Genomic DNA, 13,712 nt, shown 5'->3' with positions numbered 1-13,712 from the left:
TTTATTATTTCAGATTTTCCCAATACCATTTCACCGCTTCTTTCAAACCGTCTTGAAAGGGAAATTTGGGATTATAATTAAGTAATTGTTTTGCTTTTTCTATACTGGCCAACGAGTGCGGAATATCTCCTGCTCTATTGGGACCATAAATTACGGGTATTTTGGCTATCGCTGAGTCAAAATCAGACAAGTACTTTTTCAAATACATTACCATTTCATTCAGTGTCGTTCTGTCGCCAACCGCGGTATTGTAAACCGTGTTGACCGCCTCAGGATTTGTCGTAGTCATAGCCAATTCATTCATTTGAATCACATTGTCAATATAAGTGAAGTCTCTTGAATAATTTCCGTCACCATTGATGACTGGGCTTTGATGTTGCATTAACTGCATCACAAATTTAGGAATTACGGCGGCATAAGCACCTTTAGGATCTTGACGTCTACCGAAAACATTGAAGTAACGAAGACCTATAGTTTCTATCCCGTAGGTTTTGCTGAACACATCAGCATACAGCTCATTAACGTATTTAGTGATAGCATAGGGAGAAAGCGGTTTACCGATTACATCTTCTACTTTGGGCAATTTTTCTGAATCCCCATAAGTGGAAGAACTGGCTGCATAAATAAACCGTTTTACACCGGCATCTCTCGCGGCAAGCAACATATTCATAAAACCGGTAACGTTCACTTCATTGGATGTAAACGGATCCTGAATAGATCTGGGCACTGAACCCAAGGCTGCCTGATGCAACACATAATCTATACCTTTCACTGCTCGGGCACAAGTCTCAGGGTTTCGAATATCGCCTTCAATAAAAGTAAAATGAGGATTGGATAAAAAAGGTTTGATATTATGATGATGTCCGGTGGCAAAATTGTCAAGACAAGTTACTTTATAGCCTTTCGCTAAAAAATATTCGCATAAATTAGACCCTATAAATCCGGCTCCGCCCGTAATAAGTACAGTTGTGTTAATGTTTGTCATTATTTCTTTCTTTTGAAAAGGCGGTAATACATTTTTGCAAAGAATCCGTTTGGTTCCTCATCTTCATGGTATCCGCTTCCGTATCCGTAGCCATAGCTATAACCATAACCATATCCGTAACCATACCCTACTCCGTATTTAGCTTTATTTTCATAACCGTTAAAAATGATGCTGATATTGTTCAACTCTCCTCTTTTAGCTCTGTTGTTCAACAAAGTAAGCATTTCTTTTTTGGTGAAATTTTGTCGCACAATGTACAACGTAACATCGCAAAACTGAGCTAACTCCAAGGCATCGGAAACCAAACCAACCGGGGGCGTATCCAATATGATGTAGTCGTAATTTTTCTTAAGCTGAGCCATCATTTCTTTCATGCTATCACCAAGAATTAATTCGGATGGATTTGGCGGTATAGGTCCGGATGTGATTACATCAAGATAAGGGACATGGGTATGCTGAATAACTTCTTCTAATTTTTTTTGTCCAATCAGATAATTGACCGCTCCAATATCGTTTTTGATATTGAAATCGTCGAAAATTTTCGGTTTTCTTAAGTCGAGGCCTACTATAATTGTTTTCTTTTCACTCAAGGCAAAAACAGTTGCGATGTTAATCGAACAAAACGTTTTTCCTTCTCCGCTGACAGAAGAAGTAAGCATCAGTGTCTTTGCTCCTTCAACGCTCTGCTTTTTGTACAAAAACTGTAGGGAGGAACGAATCGCTCTGAACGATTCAGACAAGGCTGATTTAGGTCTTTCAAATACTGACAAATTAGAGTCGGAATGTTTTACTCCTATGATTCCCAATAGCGGGAGTTGTGTCAGCGTTGAAATATCGCCGATGTTTTGAATAGTATTGTTGATGAAGAAAATCAGGAACACTATTACGAGCGGAACCAAAAGACCCATAAAAAAAGCCAATACATAATTAACGCTTGTTTTGGGCCCCAATAAACCACCCCCAACATCTTTAGCCGGATCAATAAACTGTATGTCCGAAAGATTTGCTGCCTTAACAATAGAAGCTTCACTTCTTTTTTGTAAAAAAGTGTTGTAAATATTGTTGCTCAAATCATATTTTCTGGAAATATTCAAATACGCCTGATTGGTTTCGGGCATTTTTTTGATTTCGGCTTCCAATCCGTTAAGTTTGGTATTAACCGAATTCAAATCGTATTGTAAAAGCGTTTTCAACGAATTGGCATTTTCCAACAAAACCTTTTTTACCGAACCGATTTCATTGTCAATACGCTCATAAAAAATTTGTCCTTTAGCAGAATACACCAGTTCTGATCTTTGAATGGAGAGTTCAATTAATTTGGCTACATTTGTGCCTATGTTAGGCTCCGAAATCCCCGCTACAGTTGGCGCCGGTAATTTTGAATAATCAACACTGTTTCTCAAATAATCTTTGAGCTGGTTCAGGTAAGCAATTTTTCGTTCTACCTCATCTTTTCGGGTATCGAGTTCAAATAACTGACTCTTAAAATTAGCTCCTTTGTCTTCTACATCCAGTATGCTGTTGTTTCGACTGAAATCTTTTAAATCATCACCCGAGTTTTTCAATTGCTTCTCCATTTCAACCAATCGTTCATCGATAAAGTTGATGGTATTTTCGGCAAATTTATTTTTGTTTTCGAGTTGTCGGTCAATCAAAACATTTACCGTTGCATTGAGGTAATCCACCATTCTGTTTTTGTTGGTTCCTTCCATTCCCAATTTCAGGATAGAACCCGCTTTTTCATCTATGATTACTTTGATGCCCTGATATCTTCCTACCGTTTCATCAAATGGATTGAAACGAACTAACACTTCCTCATTCAACGCTAAATCAGCTTTTTCATTCAAATCGAGGCGCCAGTGGAGAAACGGTAAGTTTACAGTTTGTCCGACTTTAAATCTTCGTATGAATTGCTTGACAGGCACAGTGATGGGTTTCACCGAATTATCGGAATATCTTACCACACTCTGATTGCTGTTCTGAAAAGGTATGGCAATCTGGTATGTATCACTCGAAATCATTTTAACCGTGATGAACTGAGAGAGCAGTTGATCCTGATTCTTGTCTAACGTGATTTTAAAAGGAGCGTCACCGTAAACGTCTTGTAAAAAGTACTTGGTTTGTTTGAAATAATCTACATAAAACTGTAATTTGTCAACCACTAACTCGTTGTGAGATCTTGATTTTAAAGTAGTTGAAATCATCTGAACTTTATCAGAAGTTCCTCCCCAATTAAAAACCAGGCTGGTATTAGTGGTAAAAAACGGATTGTTCTCTTCTTTAATGGCTATGGTAGTTTCAATACCATAAATTTTTTGTTTTCTTACGTTCAACTGATGCGCTATCGAGAAGGCAATAATTAACCCTATCACAAACCATTTCCAATAACTGGTCGTTTTGATCAGGAATCCTTTAAAATCAAAACTGTTTTTGGTATCAAAAAAAGAAAAATCCTTTATGTCGAGCATGACAAATGAGTGTTAATTTTTAAGTAATAAAAAGGTGGTGGTTGCCAAAGACAAAATCGTAATGATGGTTGACAACGACTCTATACCGGTTTTACCGGTACCCCAGGTTTTCTGTTTTAATGGCTTGACATATATGTAATCGTTGGGCTGCAAATAAAAACAAGGCGAATTAACTGCATCGCTACTGGTTAAATCAATACTGAATGTTTCGCTTCCTTGCGGATATCTTCTAATGACTTTAACATCTTTACGATCACCGGTAACAGTAATATCGCCGGCATTCGCTATAGCCTCCATGATGTTTACTCTATCTTGGTAAAGCACTTTGGTACCTGTACCCGACACTTCTCCGTTGATGGTGTAACGGAAACCCGCCAGTTTTACAATCACAAATATACCCGCTTCCGGTTTGAAATACTTTTCTGCTAATACCGACTCTAATTTTGTTCGAACCTCCTCTACCGTAAAACCCAGAACATTCAATTCTCCGATTATAGGAAGCCTGATATTGCCGTGATCATCAACTGTATATCCGCTGAAATAGCTGCTTTGTTCGGTAACACTGCTGGCATTCATGCTATTGGTTGAATTGAAAATCTCTACTAATTTAGGGTCGATAGCTTTTATCGTAATACTCAAAATATCATTGGTTTGCAGACGATAAGGCTTATTATTAGAGGGAGTCACCGAAACAGTTGAAGCATCTTTATTGTTTTGTAAATAAATCAAATCCTTAGTAGGCACACAGGAAACCATTAAAATACTCAGAAAAACAAATAAAAATAATTTGGGTTTGTTCATTATTTTTTAAAAAAAATTAGCAAACAAAGATAGTTTTTCAATTGTAATTACAAAAATGTAACGAATGATTATTTTGTTATGTGTTTTTTAACGAATTCTCAAACGGGACACGGTTCAGAATACTTCGCCCAAGAGTAACTTCGTCAGCATATTCCAACTCATCTCCCACTGCAATACCGCGGGCAATGGTTGATGTTTTAATTGGGTAATCTTTGATTTGTTTGAAAATGTAAAAATTGGTGGTATCACCTTCCATTGTTGGGCTGAGTGCAAAAATCAATTCTTCCACGTCTCCCTGTTTTACTTTGTCAACCAGCGAATTTATTGTTAACTGACTCGGTCCAACTCCGTCAATGGGTGAAATCTTACCGCCCAAAACATGGTAAACTCCTTTGAATTGGTTGGTATTTTCAATAGCCATTACATCGCGTACATCTTCAACTATGCAAATAATATGGTGATTTCTCTTAGGATTTTGACAGATGTCACAAACCTCAGCATCCGATATGTTATGACAACTTTTGCAAAGCTTAATCTCTTCACGCATAGCCATAAGCGCCTGCGTCAAAAACCGAGTCTGGTCTTTGGGTTGTTTCAACAAATGCAACACCAATCGAAGAGCGGTTCGCTTTCCGATTCCGGGCAACTGAGCCATTTCGTTTACTGCTTTTTCAAGCAATTTTGATGAAAATTCCATGCGACAAAAATAGGCAATTTGAAAAAGAATCGATTTGAAAATTTGAAAATGTTAGGCTCCGGATAAAATCATTTTCAAATCATCAATTCTTCCGATTAACTCGTTAATTTTTGTATTTTGGCTTCCGATAAAAACATTGTCTATGTCACCAACCACCATTCTTATCATCATCGTTGTTTATTTTGGATTACTGTTGCTTATTTCCAATATGGTCAGCAAAAAAAGCTCCGACAATGACACTTTTTTCAAAGCCAATAAAAACTCAAAGTGGTATCTGGTAGCCTTCGGAATGATAGGAACGGCGCTGTCTGGCGTCACCTTTATCTCGGTACCGGGCGAGGTGGGCAATCCCGATTTACAGTTCAAATATTTCCAGTTTGTTCTGGGAAATGCCATCGGATTTTTAATTATAGCCAAAGTATTGTTACCGCTATACTACCGCATGAATCTGACTTCGATTTACAGTTACATCGAACAGCGTTTGGGCGTCATCAGTTATAAAACAGCCGCCTCAATCTTTCTCATCAGCCGAACCATTGGCTCTGCCTTTCGATTGTATTTGGTGGTGATTGTTTTGCAACGATATGTATTTGACGCTTTTCAGGTTCCTTTTGCATTAACCGTTTTAATTTCCCTCGGCTTAATCTTTGCCTATACCTACCGCGGCGGTTTGAAAACCATCATTATCACCGATACTCTACAAACTTTCTTTTTGGTTGCTTCGGTATTTCTGACCATCATTTTCATTTGCAACAGTTTAGATTTTGGCGCTTTTCAGGCTTTTGAAGCGGTGAAACAAAGCAACTATTCTAAGGTTTTCTTTTTTGAAGATTATTTAAAAGGCAATTATTTTTGGAAACAAATTCTGGGCGGCATCTTTGTAACCATTGCCATGGTAGGTCTTGATCAGGATTTGATGCAAAAAAATCTGAGTTGTGCCAACATAGGCGAAGCGCAAAAAAACATGTTTACCTTCACCGGAATCTTTGTCATCATCAACATCTTTTTCCTGAGTGTCGGCTCTTTACTGTACATGTTTGCCGAGAAAAACGGCATTCAGGTTCCTATGGTCGATGGGGTGGCCCGCACCGATTTTCTGTTTCCCGAAATTGCACTGAAATCGTTGGGAATTGTCCCGGCAGTGGTATTTTTATTGGGATTGACTGCAGCGACTTTTGCTACCACCGACTCAGCGTTGACGGCTTTAACGACTTCATTTTGCGTGGATTTTTTAGGCATGGATAAGACCGAAAATCAAAATAAACCCAACATCGTGAAAACCCGCCACATGGTACACATTGGGTTTTCGTTTTTGATGTTTTTGGTGATTGTGATATTCAATGCGGTAAACGATGCTTCGGTGGTAAAGATGATTTTCAAAATCGCTTCCTATACTTACGGACCGCTTTTAGGATTGTACACTTTTGGTTTGTTCATGAAATCCAAAACAGTGAAAGACAACTTGGTGCCTCTGATTTGCGTGATTTCGCCAACAATTTGCTTCTTTATAAGCAAATATTCCGCAGAACTTTTCGGCGATTATGTTTTTGACAACGAACTAATCATTGTAAACGGATTAATCACGTTTATCGGTTTATGGCTGATCAGCAAACCTGCCACCGGGAACACCCGGTATTAGTATTGATTTGTAGCCAATAAAACCAGTGTACAAGCGACTTCTACTTGTATCCCATTGGCTTTCAACAACTGGTAAAATTCCGGATTCTCTGTACCGGGATTGAATATAACGCGTTTCGGCTTGGTTTCAATAATGTAGTTGTAATACTCGCGCTGACGTGTCGGATTTAGATACAACGTTACCGTATCAATATTTTTAAGCGGAATGGATTTGGTGTGAATGGTAACTCCGGCTACTTCGCCCGTGTTTTGTCCTATGGCCAGTACTGTATGTCCTTTTTCAACCAATTTGTTGATGGCTATATTAGCGTAGCGTTCGGGCTTTGTTGTAGCTCCCAAGACGAGTGTTTTCTTATTTTTCATGATTTTCATTTCTATGTATCAAAGATAATGGTAACTTTATAAATCGGTTGGTTTATTTAACGTCTATTTAATAGTTAAACAAGAAGTGCCGATTTATCTTTACCAAAAAAACTATGGAGTTATTTATTTTTTTATTTGCCGCACTATTTTCAGTATTGAATCCTATTGGTACAGTTCCCATTTTTGTTGGGTTAACACAAGACTATTCCAAAAAAGAACGATCAAAAGTATCACTTTGGACATCTATTAATGTTTTCATCATTTTAATCATCTCCTTTTTCGTAGGGAAATATGTCTTAGAATTTTTCGGAATTACCATAACAGCACTCCGAATTGCAGGCGGTATCATTATCGCCAGTTCTGGTTTTTCGCTTTTGAATGGTAAGTTCAGCAAAAACAGGGGAATCAACAAAAAAGTAGCAGAGGACATTCAGGGTCGAAATGCGATTGCCTTAACGCCGTTAGCAATGCCCATGTTGGCCGGTCCGGGTTCTATTTCTTTACTGATTGCTTTTTATCAGGAACACAATACTACCAATGAAATTATTTATTCCTGTCTGGCAATTGTTGTGGTAAGCATTCTTATTTACATTATTTTGCACAGTGCTCATTATTTGGCCAAATTCTTGGGAGCATCCGGTATTGTTGCCATTTCACGCATTGTTGGGTTCTTAACCATTTCTATCGGAATTCAGTATATCATCAGCTCGGTTTTGGCAATCATCAGAGGAATATAAATTAATCGTCAATAAAAAAATCCCAATATCAATTCAGATTTTGGGATTTTCTATTTTTAAATGGTTTCGTATTTATTCTTTTGGTAAAAAAATCTCCGCCATCATGCAACGGGCACTTCCTCCCCCGCATGCTTCAATCGTATCTAAATTGGAATGAATGATTTCGACATGAGCTTCTAATTGAGCAATTTGTTTTTTGGTCAGGCTTTTATATGCTGCTTCACTCATGACCAAAAAGCGTTCGTCATTTTTACCTTTTACTTCCAACATATTGCCGGCAAAATTATTGACTTGATCCTCGGTTATCAAAATCACCTCTTTGTCATCGCCGCGAAGACTGTCTAACACCATCTTACGTTCTTTTTTGTCATCAATACAATCAGCACAGATTACGGCAAACGTATCGCCCAAACACATCATGACATTGGTGTGATAGATTAGTTTTCGCTCTCCATTTACAGTCTGAAAGGCTTCAAAAATGACAGGTGTGAACTCGAAATCTTCACAAAACTCTATCACTAATTCTTCGTCGGCCCTAGGTGACAATGCACAATAGACCTTACCGTTTTCGCGATCGAGGAGCAAGCTACCGGTTCCTTCCAGAAAAACATTATCTTCTTCTGCCAAAGTATAATCCATGATTTCATTAATGATAAAACCTTGATCTTCGATAATATCCAAAACATCTTCTCTTCTTTCGGCACGACGGTTTTCGGCAAACATGGGGTACAGCACTACATCGCCGTTTTCGTGAAAGGATATCCAGTTGTTCGGAAAAATACTGTCCGGTGTATTGGGCTCTGGAGTATCTTCTACCACCACTACGTTGACTCCAACTTTTCGCAATTTGTTAACCAAAGCATCAAACTCGGCCTGTGCTTTGGCATTAACCGTTTCCGGCAAGAGCCCGTCAAGCACTTTCTGATAGTAATTGTTTACAGCCGTTTGTTCATTCATGCGAAACGCCACCGGGCGAATCATTAATACGGAGTTCGTAGTTTGTTTCATAGTTACTGTTTTAAGACTCCGGTTACCGCTTCTAAAAGTTCGAGGGTAACTTCGGCCATTTTGTTTACTTTATCGTCTAAACACGGGTTGACTTCAACTATTTCAAGACAAACTGTTTTAGTTTTTTGGGCCAAAGATGTCAAAATTTCTTTGGCTTCCTCGGGTGTTAATCCATTAATTACAGGAGTTCCTGTTCCGTATGATGTCATTTCGGGATCCATTGAATCCACATCAAAAGAGACATACAACAAATCGCAGTGTTTTAACTTTTCATCGATTTCATTTATGATCTGCGCTACCCCTTTTTGGCGAACCTCATCCACTTTATAATTCCTGATATTGAAACGCTCGAGTAATGCATCTTCTTGTTCTTCGGTATCGCGAACCGCTATATATACTAAATTTTCCGGTGCAATTTTAGGCGCTATCCCTCCCACGCTTTTCAGCTGATTCCAAAATTCTTTCGTGGGTGTATTGACCTCATTTTTTTGGCATTCCAAATTATCAATATTCAGTGCAGTAGCTAAGGGCATGCCATGAATATTTCCGGTAGGGGTCGTATAAGGAGTGTGTATATCGGCGTGAGCGTCAATCCAAACTACGCCTAATCTTTTATCGGGGAATGCCGATTTGATTCCGGCTATGGTTCCTCCTGCCGAACCGTGGTCTGCTGCCAAAACCAGTGGAAACTGATTGTTTTTTAACAATATTGCAACTTCAGCATTGAGTTCATTATATACCTGTAGTAATCCATCGATGCGCTTGGCAAATTCAAAAGAGGTTGGTTTATCTAACAGTTCATTTACACATTTGATTTTTTTGACCGTATGTTCTCCAAAAACAGGACTTCCCTTTTTCCTGGCAGCGGTCATAATGGCTTCGGGGCCTAATGAAGCTCCCCGTGAACCGGCCGTAATTTCAGATTTATTGAGTAAAAAAACAATCTCTTTGTTCATAAAAAATAGGTTTGACCAACATTGCATGGCAACATTCCGGTCTGTTTCGTTGTGAACAAATATAAAAAAGCTTCCCGGTTAGGAGAAGCTTTGTTTATAATATTTTGGAAGAAATTATCTTTTATCCATTGGTTTGAAATCTCTCAAAGGATGACCGGTGTAAATCTGTCTCGGTCTACCAATTGGTTCCTTGTTGACACGCATTTCTTTCCATTGGGCAATCCAACCCGGTAAACGACCGATAGCAAACATAACCGTAAACATATCTGTAGGAATTCCTAAAGCGCGATAGATAATACCGGAATAGAAATCAACATTTGGATATAATTTTCTGGATACGAAATAATCATCAACTAAAGCGGCTTCTTCCAGTTCTTTGGCAATTCTCAGGATAGGATCATCTACACCCAAGTTTTTTAATACTTCATCGGCTGCTTTTTTGATGATTCTTGCTCTTGGGTCAAAGTTTTTATACACACGGTGACCGAATCCCATCAAACGGAACGGATCATCTTTATCTTTGGCTTTGGCCATATATTTTGCAGAATCGCCACCATCTTTTTGAATGGCTTCCAACATTTCCAATACGGCTTGGTTAGCACCTCCGTGCAATGGCCCCCATAGCGCAGAAACTCCGGCAGAAATAGAAGCAAACAAACCGGCATGAGAAGAACCTACCATACGCACTGTTGATGTTGAACAGTTTTGCTCGTGATCCGCATGTAGGATGAACAATTTATCTAACGCATCAATTACCACCGGATTGGTTTTATATGGTCCGGTTGGCAATTCAAACATCAGGTGTAAAAAGTTTTCTACGTAGCCTTTAGTGTTATCGTAATAATTCAATGGATAGCCCATCATTTTTCGGTACGTCCATGTGGCAATCACTAGGAATTTACCCATGGTTTTACACACAGCATCGTACATTTCTTTTTCGTTTTCAACATTAACTACTTTAGGATTGAAAGCCGTCAATGCGCTGGTAAGCGAAGACAAAACGCCCATAGGGTGAGCGGTTTTCGGAAAACCATCGATGATGTTTTTCATTTCTTCGTTAACCAAAGTATATTTGCGAATATCGTTCTCAAATTGTTCCAATTGCGCTTTAGTTGGCAATTCTCCGAAAATAACCAAGTAGGAAACCTCAAGAAAACCGGCCTTTTCGGCTAAATCTTCGATGGCATAACCACGGTAACGAAGAATACCTTCTTCACCATCTAGGAACGTAATGTCACTCATACAAGACCCTGAGTTCTTATAGCCCGGATCCATAGTAATCGCGCCGGTTAAAGCGCGTAATTTGTCGATATCAATAGCCGTTTCATTTTCGCTTCCGGTGATTATAGGAAACTCGTATTTTTTGCCATCAAATTCTAATATTGCTGTTTTAGACATAATATAAATTAGGGAATTAAATCTGATTGTTTAACAATTCAACAAAATTAGGGAATTCGAAATGAAATAAAAAAGAATTACGACAACGTTTTCGTTAAATTTGTGATAATTTTTGCAAGGTTGGTATAGGTCAAAAAAAAGGCGCACAAAAGTGCGCCTCTACCACAATTATTTCAAGTTTATTCTTTAACCACTTTTTCTACTTTCATTCCTTTTTCGGTTATTATCTTGATGAAATAAACTCCTTTGATTTGTGCACTCATGTCAAGTGCTGCTCTGCTTTCGTTGGTCAGTTGCTTTTGCAGTAATCTTCCTTGTACATCATACAACTCGATTGATTTCACAGCAAACTGACTGGTGATGGTAACCGTATTTTTTACCGGATTCGGATAAACACTAATGGTAACATCCTTAGGAAAATCAGGAGTATTCAAAGATTGGAATACCGTATCAGCATTATTGGTTGCAACCGGAAAATTGTAATCGAAATAAATATTCGCCTTTTTGCTAACCATATTGCCCTGCACCAAAGTATTTTTTGATTTAATCTTGAGTAAGATATTACCATGTCCGCCGGAGTCTAAATTGATATTTTGGAAAATGAATTCAGCTATATTGTTGGTGAGTTTCGCATTTACCAGATGGGAACTGTTTAAAACTTGCAAAGAACTCAAATCGTATTTAGTTGTATCAATTACTTCTTTCACTACTATATTTTCAGCTTCAGCTGTACCGGTATTTTCAAAGTTGATGATATAGTGCAAATAATTACCTATTTCGGAAGGTGGAATTACAGCTCCTTCTAAACATGTAATATCATTAGGATCAAACGACCCTACTACTGTTTGGTTATATTGAAAAGTATTATCTGCGGGAAACTCATCTCCGGCAATAGGATTGACAACGGTCGTAAAGTGTAATACATCACCAATGTTCACTGCAGGGGTATCCGTTGGTGCATTCACATGTAATGTCACATAGAAACTTCTGTTTTCAAACGGTAATAGGTTAGCATAACTCCAAGTCAGCAAACCAGCACTTTGCGCTGTGAGAACCTCAGTAGTTGATACATAATCTAAAACATTGTCATCATATGCAAAAGTTACATTACCTGACAATGTTTGATTGCCTTTGTTTTTGTAAACCAATTTATAAACGGCATCAAAACCGGGACGTGCCGGCAAAACCGGCGCCACAATTACTTCAACATCAGGATGAATACCATTGGCTGTGATGCAAAAATTTCGTGTCACTACATTGTTATTAGCATTTGCAAACGAAACAGTAGTTGTTGGCGGCGAAAAAGCAAACCAAGTTGGGTTTTCAACTGCGGGAGTTACAGTAAAATTTCCTGTTTGGGTGTAGAAAGTGTAGTTACCAATAGAGTTAGTGAAACTTGCGCCGGTATTCGTCCCGTCATTAATATTTACTCTGATATTAGATTGAATATCATCCAAAGCATCACAACCGTTATTATTATCATCAATAGTCATAATACCTGTGATGGTATTGTATAATCCTCCTGGATTAAAATTACAATAGGTTGACATAAGCGATCCTGAATTAAAATCAATAAAGGAAAAAACATCGCCTTCATCCAAACACAAATATTGCTGTTGATTATTCAAAGCACTAGAAAAGAAGTCGATATTCGGATTATTAAATCCATTCTTAAAATTTACATGTGTCAAATTGGCATTATTGTTTAAACTTATTTTATAAACAGATGGTTCCAAAACATTTCCTGAATTGATATACGGCATGTAAGCAACCGTAGACAAATCAATTGATGAAATATTACAGTTTTGAATGTTTACTTTATAACAATGCGGTAAGTTTACTAACTCAACATTAGTTAGGAATGCATTATATCCAAGATTAACCGAAAGCAAATTAGGTTTATTACTAACGTTTATAGAGGTTATATTAGTATAATTAATAGCTAATCCTTCTAAATTCTGTAAATTATTTACATCTATCGAAGTCAAAGGATTGTTAGCTATTCCTACACTTTTCAACAACGGATTGCTCGCAAAATCTATAGTTGTAAGATTATTTGCCCCACAGCCAAGAGTTAAAAGCCCAGGACATCCTTGAAGATTTAACGTACTTAGTAAATTTGAACCACAAGATAAAGAAGCAAGATTAGGATTATCAAAAATAATTGATGTTAATAGATTGTTTGTACAACTCAAACTAAGTAACGCAAAATTATTACTAATATCGAGCGTTTCTAAAGTATTATTACTACAATATAGCCATTTTAGATTTGTAAAATACTGTATTCCCTCCAAACTTGAGATAGTATTGCTGCTCATTGGACTTCCACTTACAGTTAAATAAACAATAGCTTCTGCCTCACTTACTTCTATCTCACCATTGCCGTTTGTATCAACTGCCGTATAAACATTAGGTGAAGCTGTACTATTTGGATTCACGTTCGATGCAATATGAAGAGTTGGACTTGCGCTTAGTAACTTCGCCTTAAAATTCACATCTGGTATATTCACAATCTGGGCACTTACGGTTCCCGAAAACAGCAACAGTAAAAAATATAGTTTTTTCATAATCGTTAGTTTCGTTTTGATTGTATTTTTCTTATAAAGATAAATTGGTTTCTAAGGTGTTGTATTGACAATTGAGTAAAGACTGGTTTTGAAT

The 13,712-nt window shown here is 37.8% G+C and carries 11 protein-coding genes; 2 read left to right on the top strand and 9 right to left on the bottom strand.

What is annotated here, in order from left to right; genetic code table 11:
- Positions 1 to 4: 4 nt before the first annotated feature.
- The 4 genes from EZL74_RS10895 to recR form a co-directional block, all read right to left on the bottom strand.
- Entirely contained in the window at positions 5 to 985 is a 981-nt protein-coding gene (locus tag EZL74_RS10895; RefSeq protein WP_131476646.1) for an SDR family oxidoreductase, read from the bottom strand.
- Positions 985 to 3,453 (bottom strand): exopolysaccharide transport family protein, encoded by a 2,469-nt coding sequence (locus EZL74_RS10890; protein ID WP_131476645.1) that lies wholly within the window; start codon positions 3,451 to 3,453, stop codon positions 985 to 987. The genes EZL74_RS10895 and EZL74_RS10890 overlap by 1 nt, the downstream gene beginning before the upstream one ends.
- A gap of 12 nt (positions 3,454 to 3,465) precedes the next feature.
- Entirely contained in the window at positions 3,466 to 4,254 is a 789-nt protein-coding gene (locus tag EZL74_RS10885; protein ID WP_131476644.1) for a polysaccharide biosynthesis/export family protein, read from the bottom strand.
- A gap of 76 nt (positions 4,255 to 4,330) precedes the next feature.
- Positions 4,331 to 4,951: a recombination mediator RecR gene (gene recR / locus EZL74_RS10880; protein ID WP_131476643.1), complete on the bottom strand. Its 621-nt coding sequence runs from the start codon at positions 4,949 to 4,951 to the stop codon at positions 4,331 to 4,333.
- Positions 4,952 to 5,093: 142 nt separating this feature from the next.
- Here recR and EZL74_RS10875 point away from each other — a divergent pair, with 142 nt between their 5' ends.
- Positions 5,094 to 6,590 carry a sodium:solute symporter gene (locus EZL74_RS10875; RefSeq protein ID WP_131476642.1) on the top strand — a complete coding sequence of 499 codons (1,497 nt, stop codon included), beginning with the start codon at positions 5,094 to 5,096 and terminating at the stop codon, positions 6,588 to 6,590.
- Here EZL74_RS10875 and EZL74_RS10870 read toward each other — a convergent pair.
- Positions 6,587 to 6,952 (bottom strand): CoA-binding protein, encoded by a 366-nt coding sequence (locus EZL74_RS10870; RefSeq protein WP_131476641.1) that lies wholly within the window; start codon positions 6,950 to 6,952, stop codon positions 6,587 to 6,589. The genes EZL74_RS10875 and EZL74_RS10870 overlap by 4 nt on opposite strands.
- Positions 6,953 to 7,065: 113 nt before the next feature.
- Between EZL74_RS10870 and EZL74_RS10865 the strand changes: the two genes are divergently transcribed.
- Entirely contained in the window at positions 7,066 to 7,689 is a 624-nt protein-coding gene (locus tag EZL74_RS10865) for a MarC family NAAT transporter (RefSeq protein ID WP_131476640.1), read from the top strand.
- A 72-nt stretch (positions 7,690 to 7,761) separates the two neighbouring features.
- On the opposite strand, the gene ctlX is transcribed toward EZL74_RS10865, so the two are convergent.
- The 4 genes from ctlX to EZL74_RS10845 form a co-directional block, all read right to left on the bottom strand.
- The gene (ctlX, locus tag EZL74_RS10860) at positions 7,762 to 8,697 is read right to left on the bottom strand and encodes a citrulline utilization hydrolase CtlX (protein WP_131476639.1); all 936 of its coding nucleotides are present in this window, start codon (positions 8,695 to 8,697) and stop codon (positions 7,762 to 7,764) included.
- 2 nt (positions 8,698 to 8,699) lie between these two features.
- A complete protein-coding gene (locus EZL74_RS10855; RefSeq protein WP_131476638.1) occupies positions 8,700 to 9,653 on the bottom strand; it encodes an arginase in 954 nt (317 codons plus the stop codon).
- A gap of 114 nt (positions 9,654 to 9,767) precedes the next feature.
- Positions 9,768 to 11,051 (bottom strand): citrate synthase, encoded by a 1,284-nt coding sequence (locus EZL74_RS10850; protein WP_131476637.1) that lies wholly within the window; start codon positions 11,049 to 11,051, stop codon positions 9,768 to 9,770.
- A 179-nt stretch (positions 11,052 to 11,230) separates the two neighbouring features.
- Positions 11,231 to 13,618 carry a DUF7619 domain-containing protein gene (locus EZL74_RS10845; RefSeq protein ID WP_131476636.1) on the bottom strand — a complete coding sequence of 796 codons (2,388 nt, stop codon included), beginning with the start codon at positions 13,616 to 13,618 and terminating at the stop codon, positions 11,231 to 11,233.
- Positions 13,619 to 13,712 lie beyond the last annotated feature (94 nt).

This window comes from Flavobacterium silvisoli, assembly GCF_004329815.1.
GTDB lineage: Bacteria > Bacteroidota > Bacteroidia > Flavobacteriales > Flavobacteriaceae > Flavobacterium > Flavobacterium silvisoli.
This window is presented reverse-complemented; position numbering and strand designations above follow the sequence as displayed.

Bases quoted from the DNA above. Each gene is read 5' to 3' on its own strand.
- EZL74_RS10895 (WP_131476646.1), bottom strand. From the start codon at position 985: ATGACAAACATTAACACAACTGTACTTATTACGGGCGGAGCCGGATTT.
- EZL74_RS10890 (WP_131476645.1), bottom strand. From the start codon at position 3,453: ATGCTCGACATAAAGGATTTTTCTTTTTTTGATACCAAAAACAGTTTT.
- EZL74_RS10885 (WP_131476644.1), bottom strand. From the start codon at position 4,254: ATGAACAAACCCAAATTATTTTTATTTGTTTTTCTGAGTATTTTAATG.
- EZL74_RS10845 (WP_131476636.1), bottom strand. From the start codon at position 13,618: ATGAAAAAACTATATTTTTTACTGTTGCTGTTTTCGGGAACCGTAAGT.
- EZL74_RS10870 (WP_131476641.1), bottom strand. From the start codon at position 6,952: ATGAAAAATAAGAAAACACTCGTCTTGGGAGCTACAACAAAGCCCGAA.
- EZL74_RS10850 (WP_131476637.1), bottom strand. From the start codon at position 11,051: ATGTCTAAAACAGCAATATTAGAATTTGATGGCAAAAAATACGAGTTT.
- EZL74_RS10855 (WP_131476638.1), bottom strand. From the start codon at position 9,653: ATGAACAAAGAGATTGTTTTTTTACTCAATAAATCTGAAATTACGGCC.
- EZL74_RS10865 (WP_131476640.1), top strand. From the start codon at position 7,066: ATGGAGTTATTTATTTTTTTATTTGCCGCACTATTTTCAGTATTGAAT.
- EZL74_RS10875 (WP_131476642.1), top strand. From the start codon at position 5,094: ATGTCACCAACCACCATTCTTATCATCATCGTTGTTTATTTTGGATTA.
- recR (WP_131476643.1), bottom strand. From the start codon at position 4,951: ATGGAATTTTCATCAAAATTGCTTGAAAAAGCAGTAAACGAAATGGCT.
- ctlX (WP_131476639.1), bottom strand. From the start codon at position 8,697: ATGAAACAAACTACGAACTCCGTATTAATGATTCGCCCGGTGGCGTTT.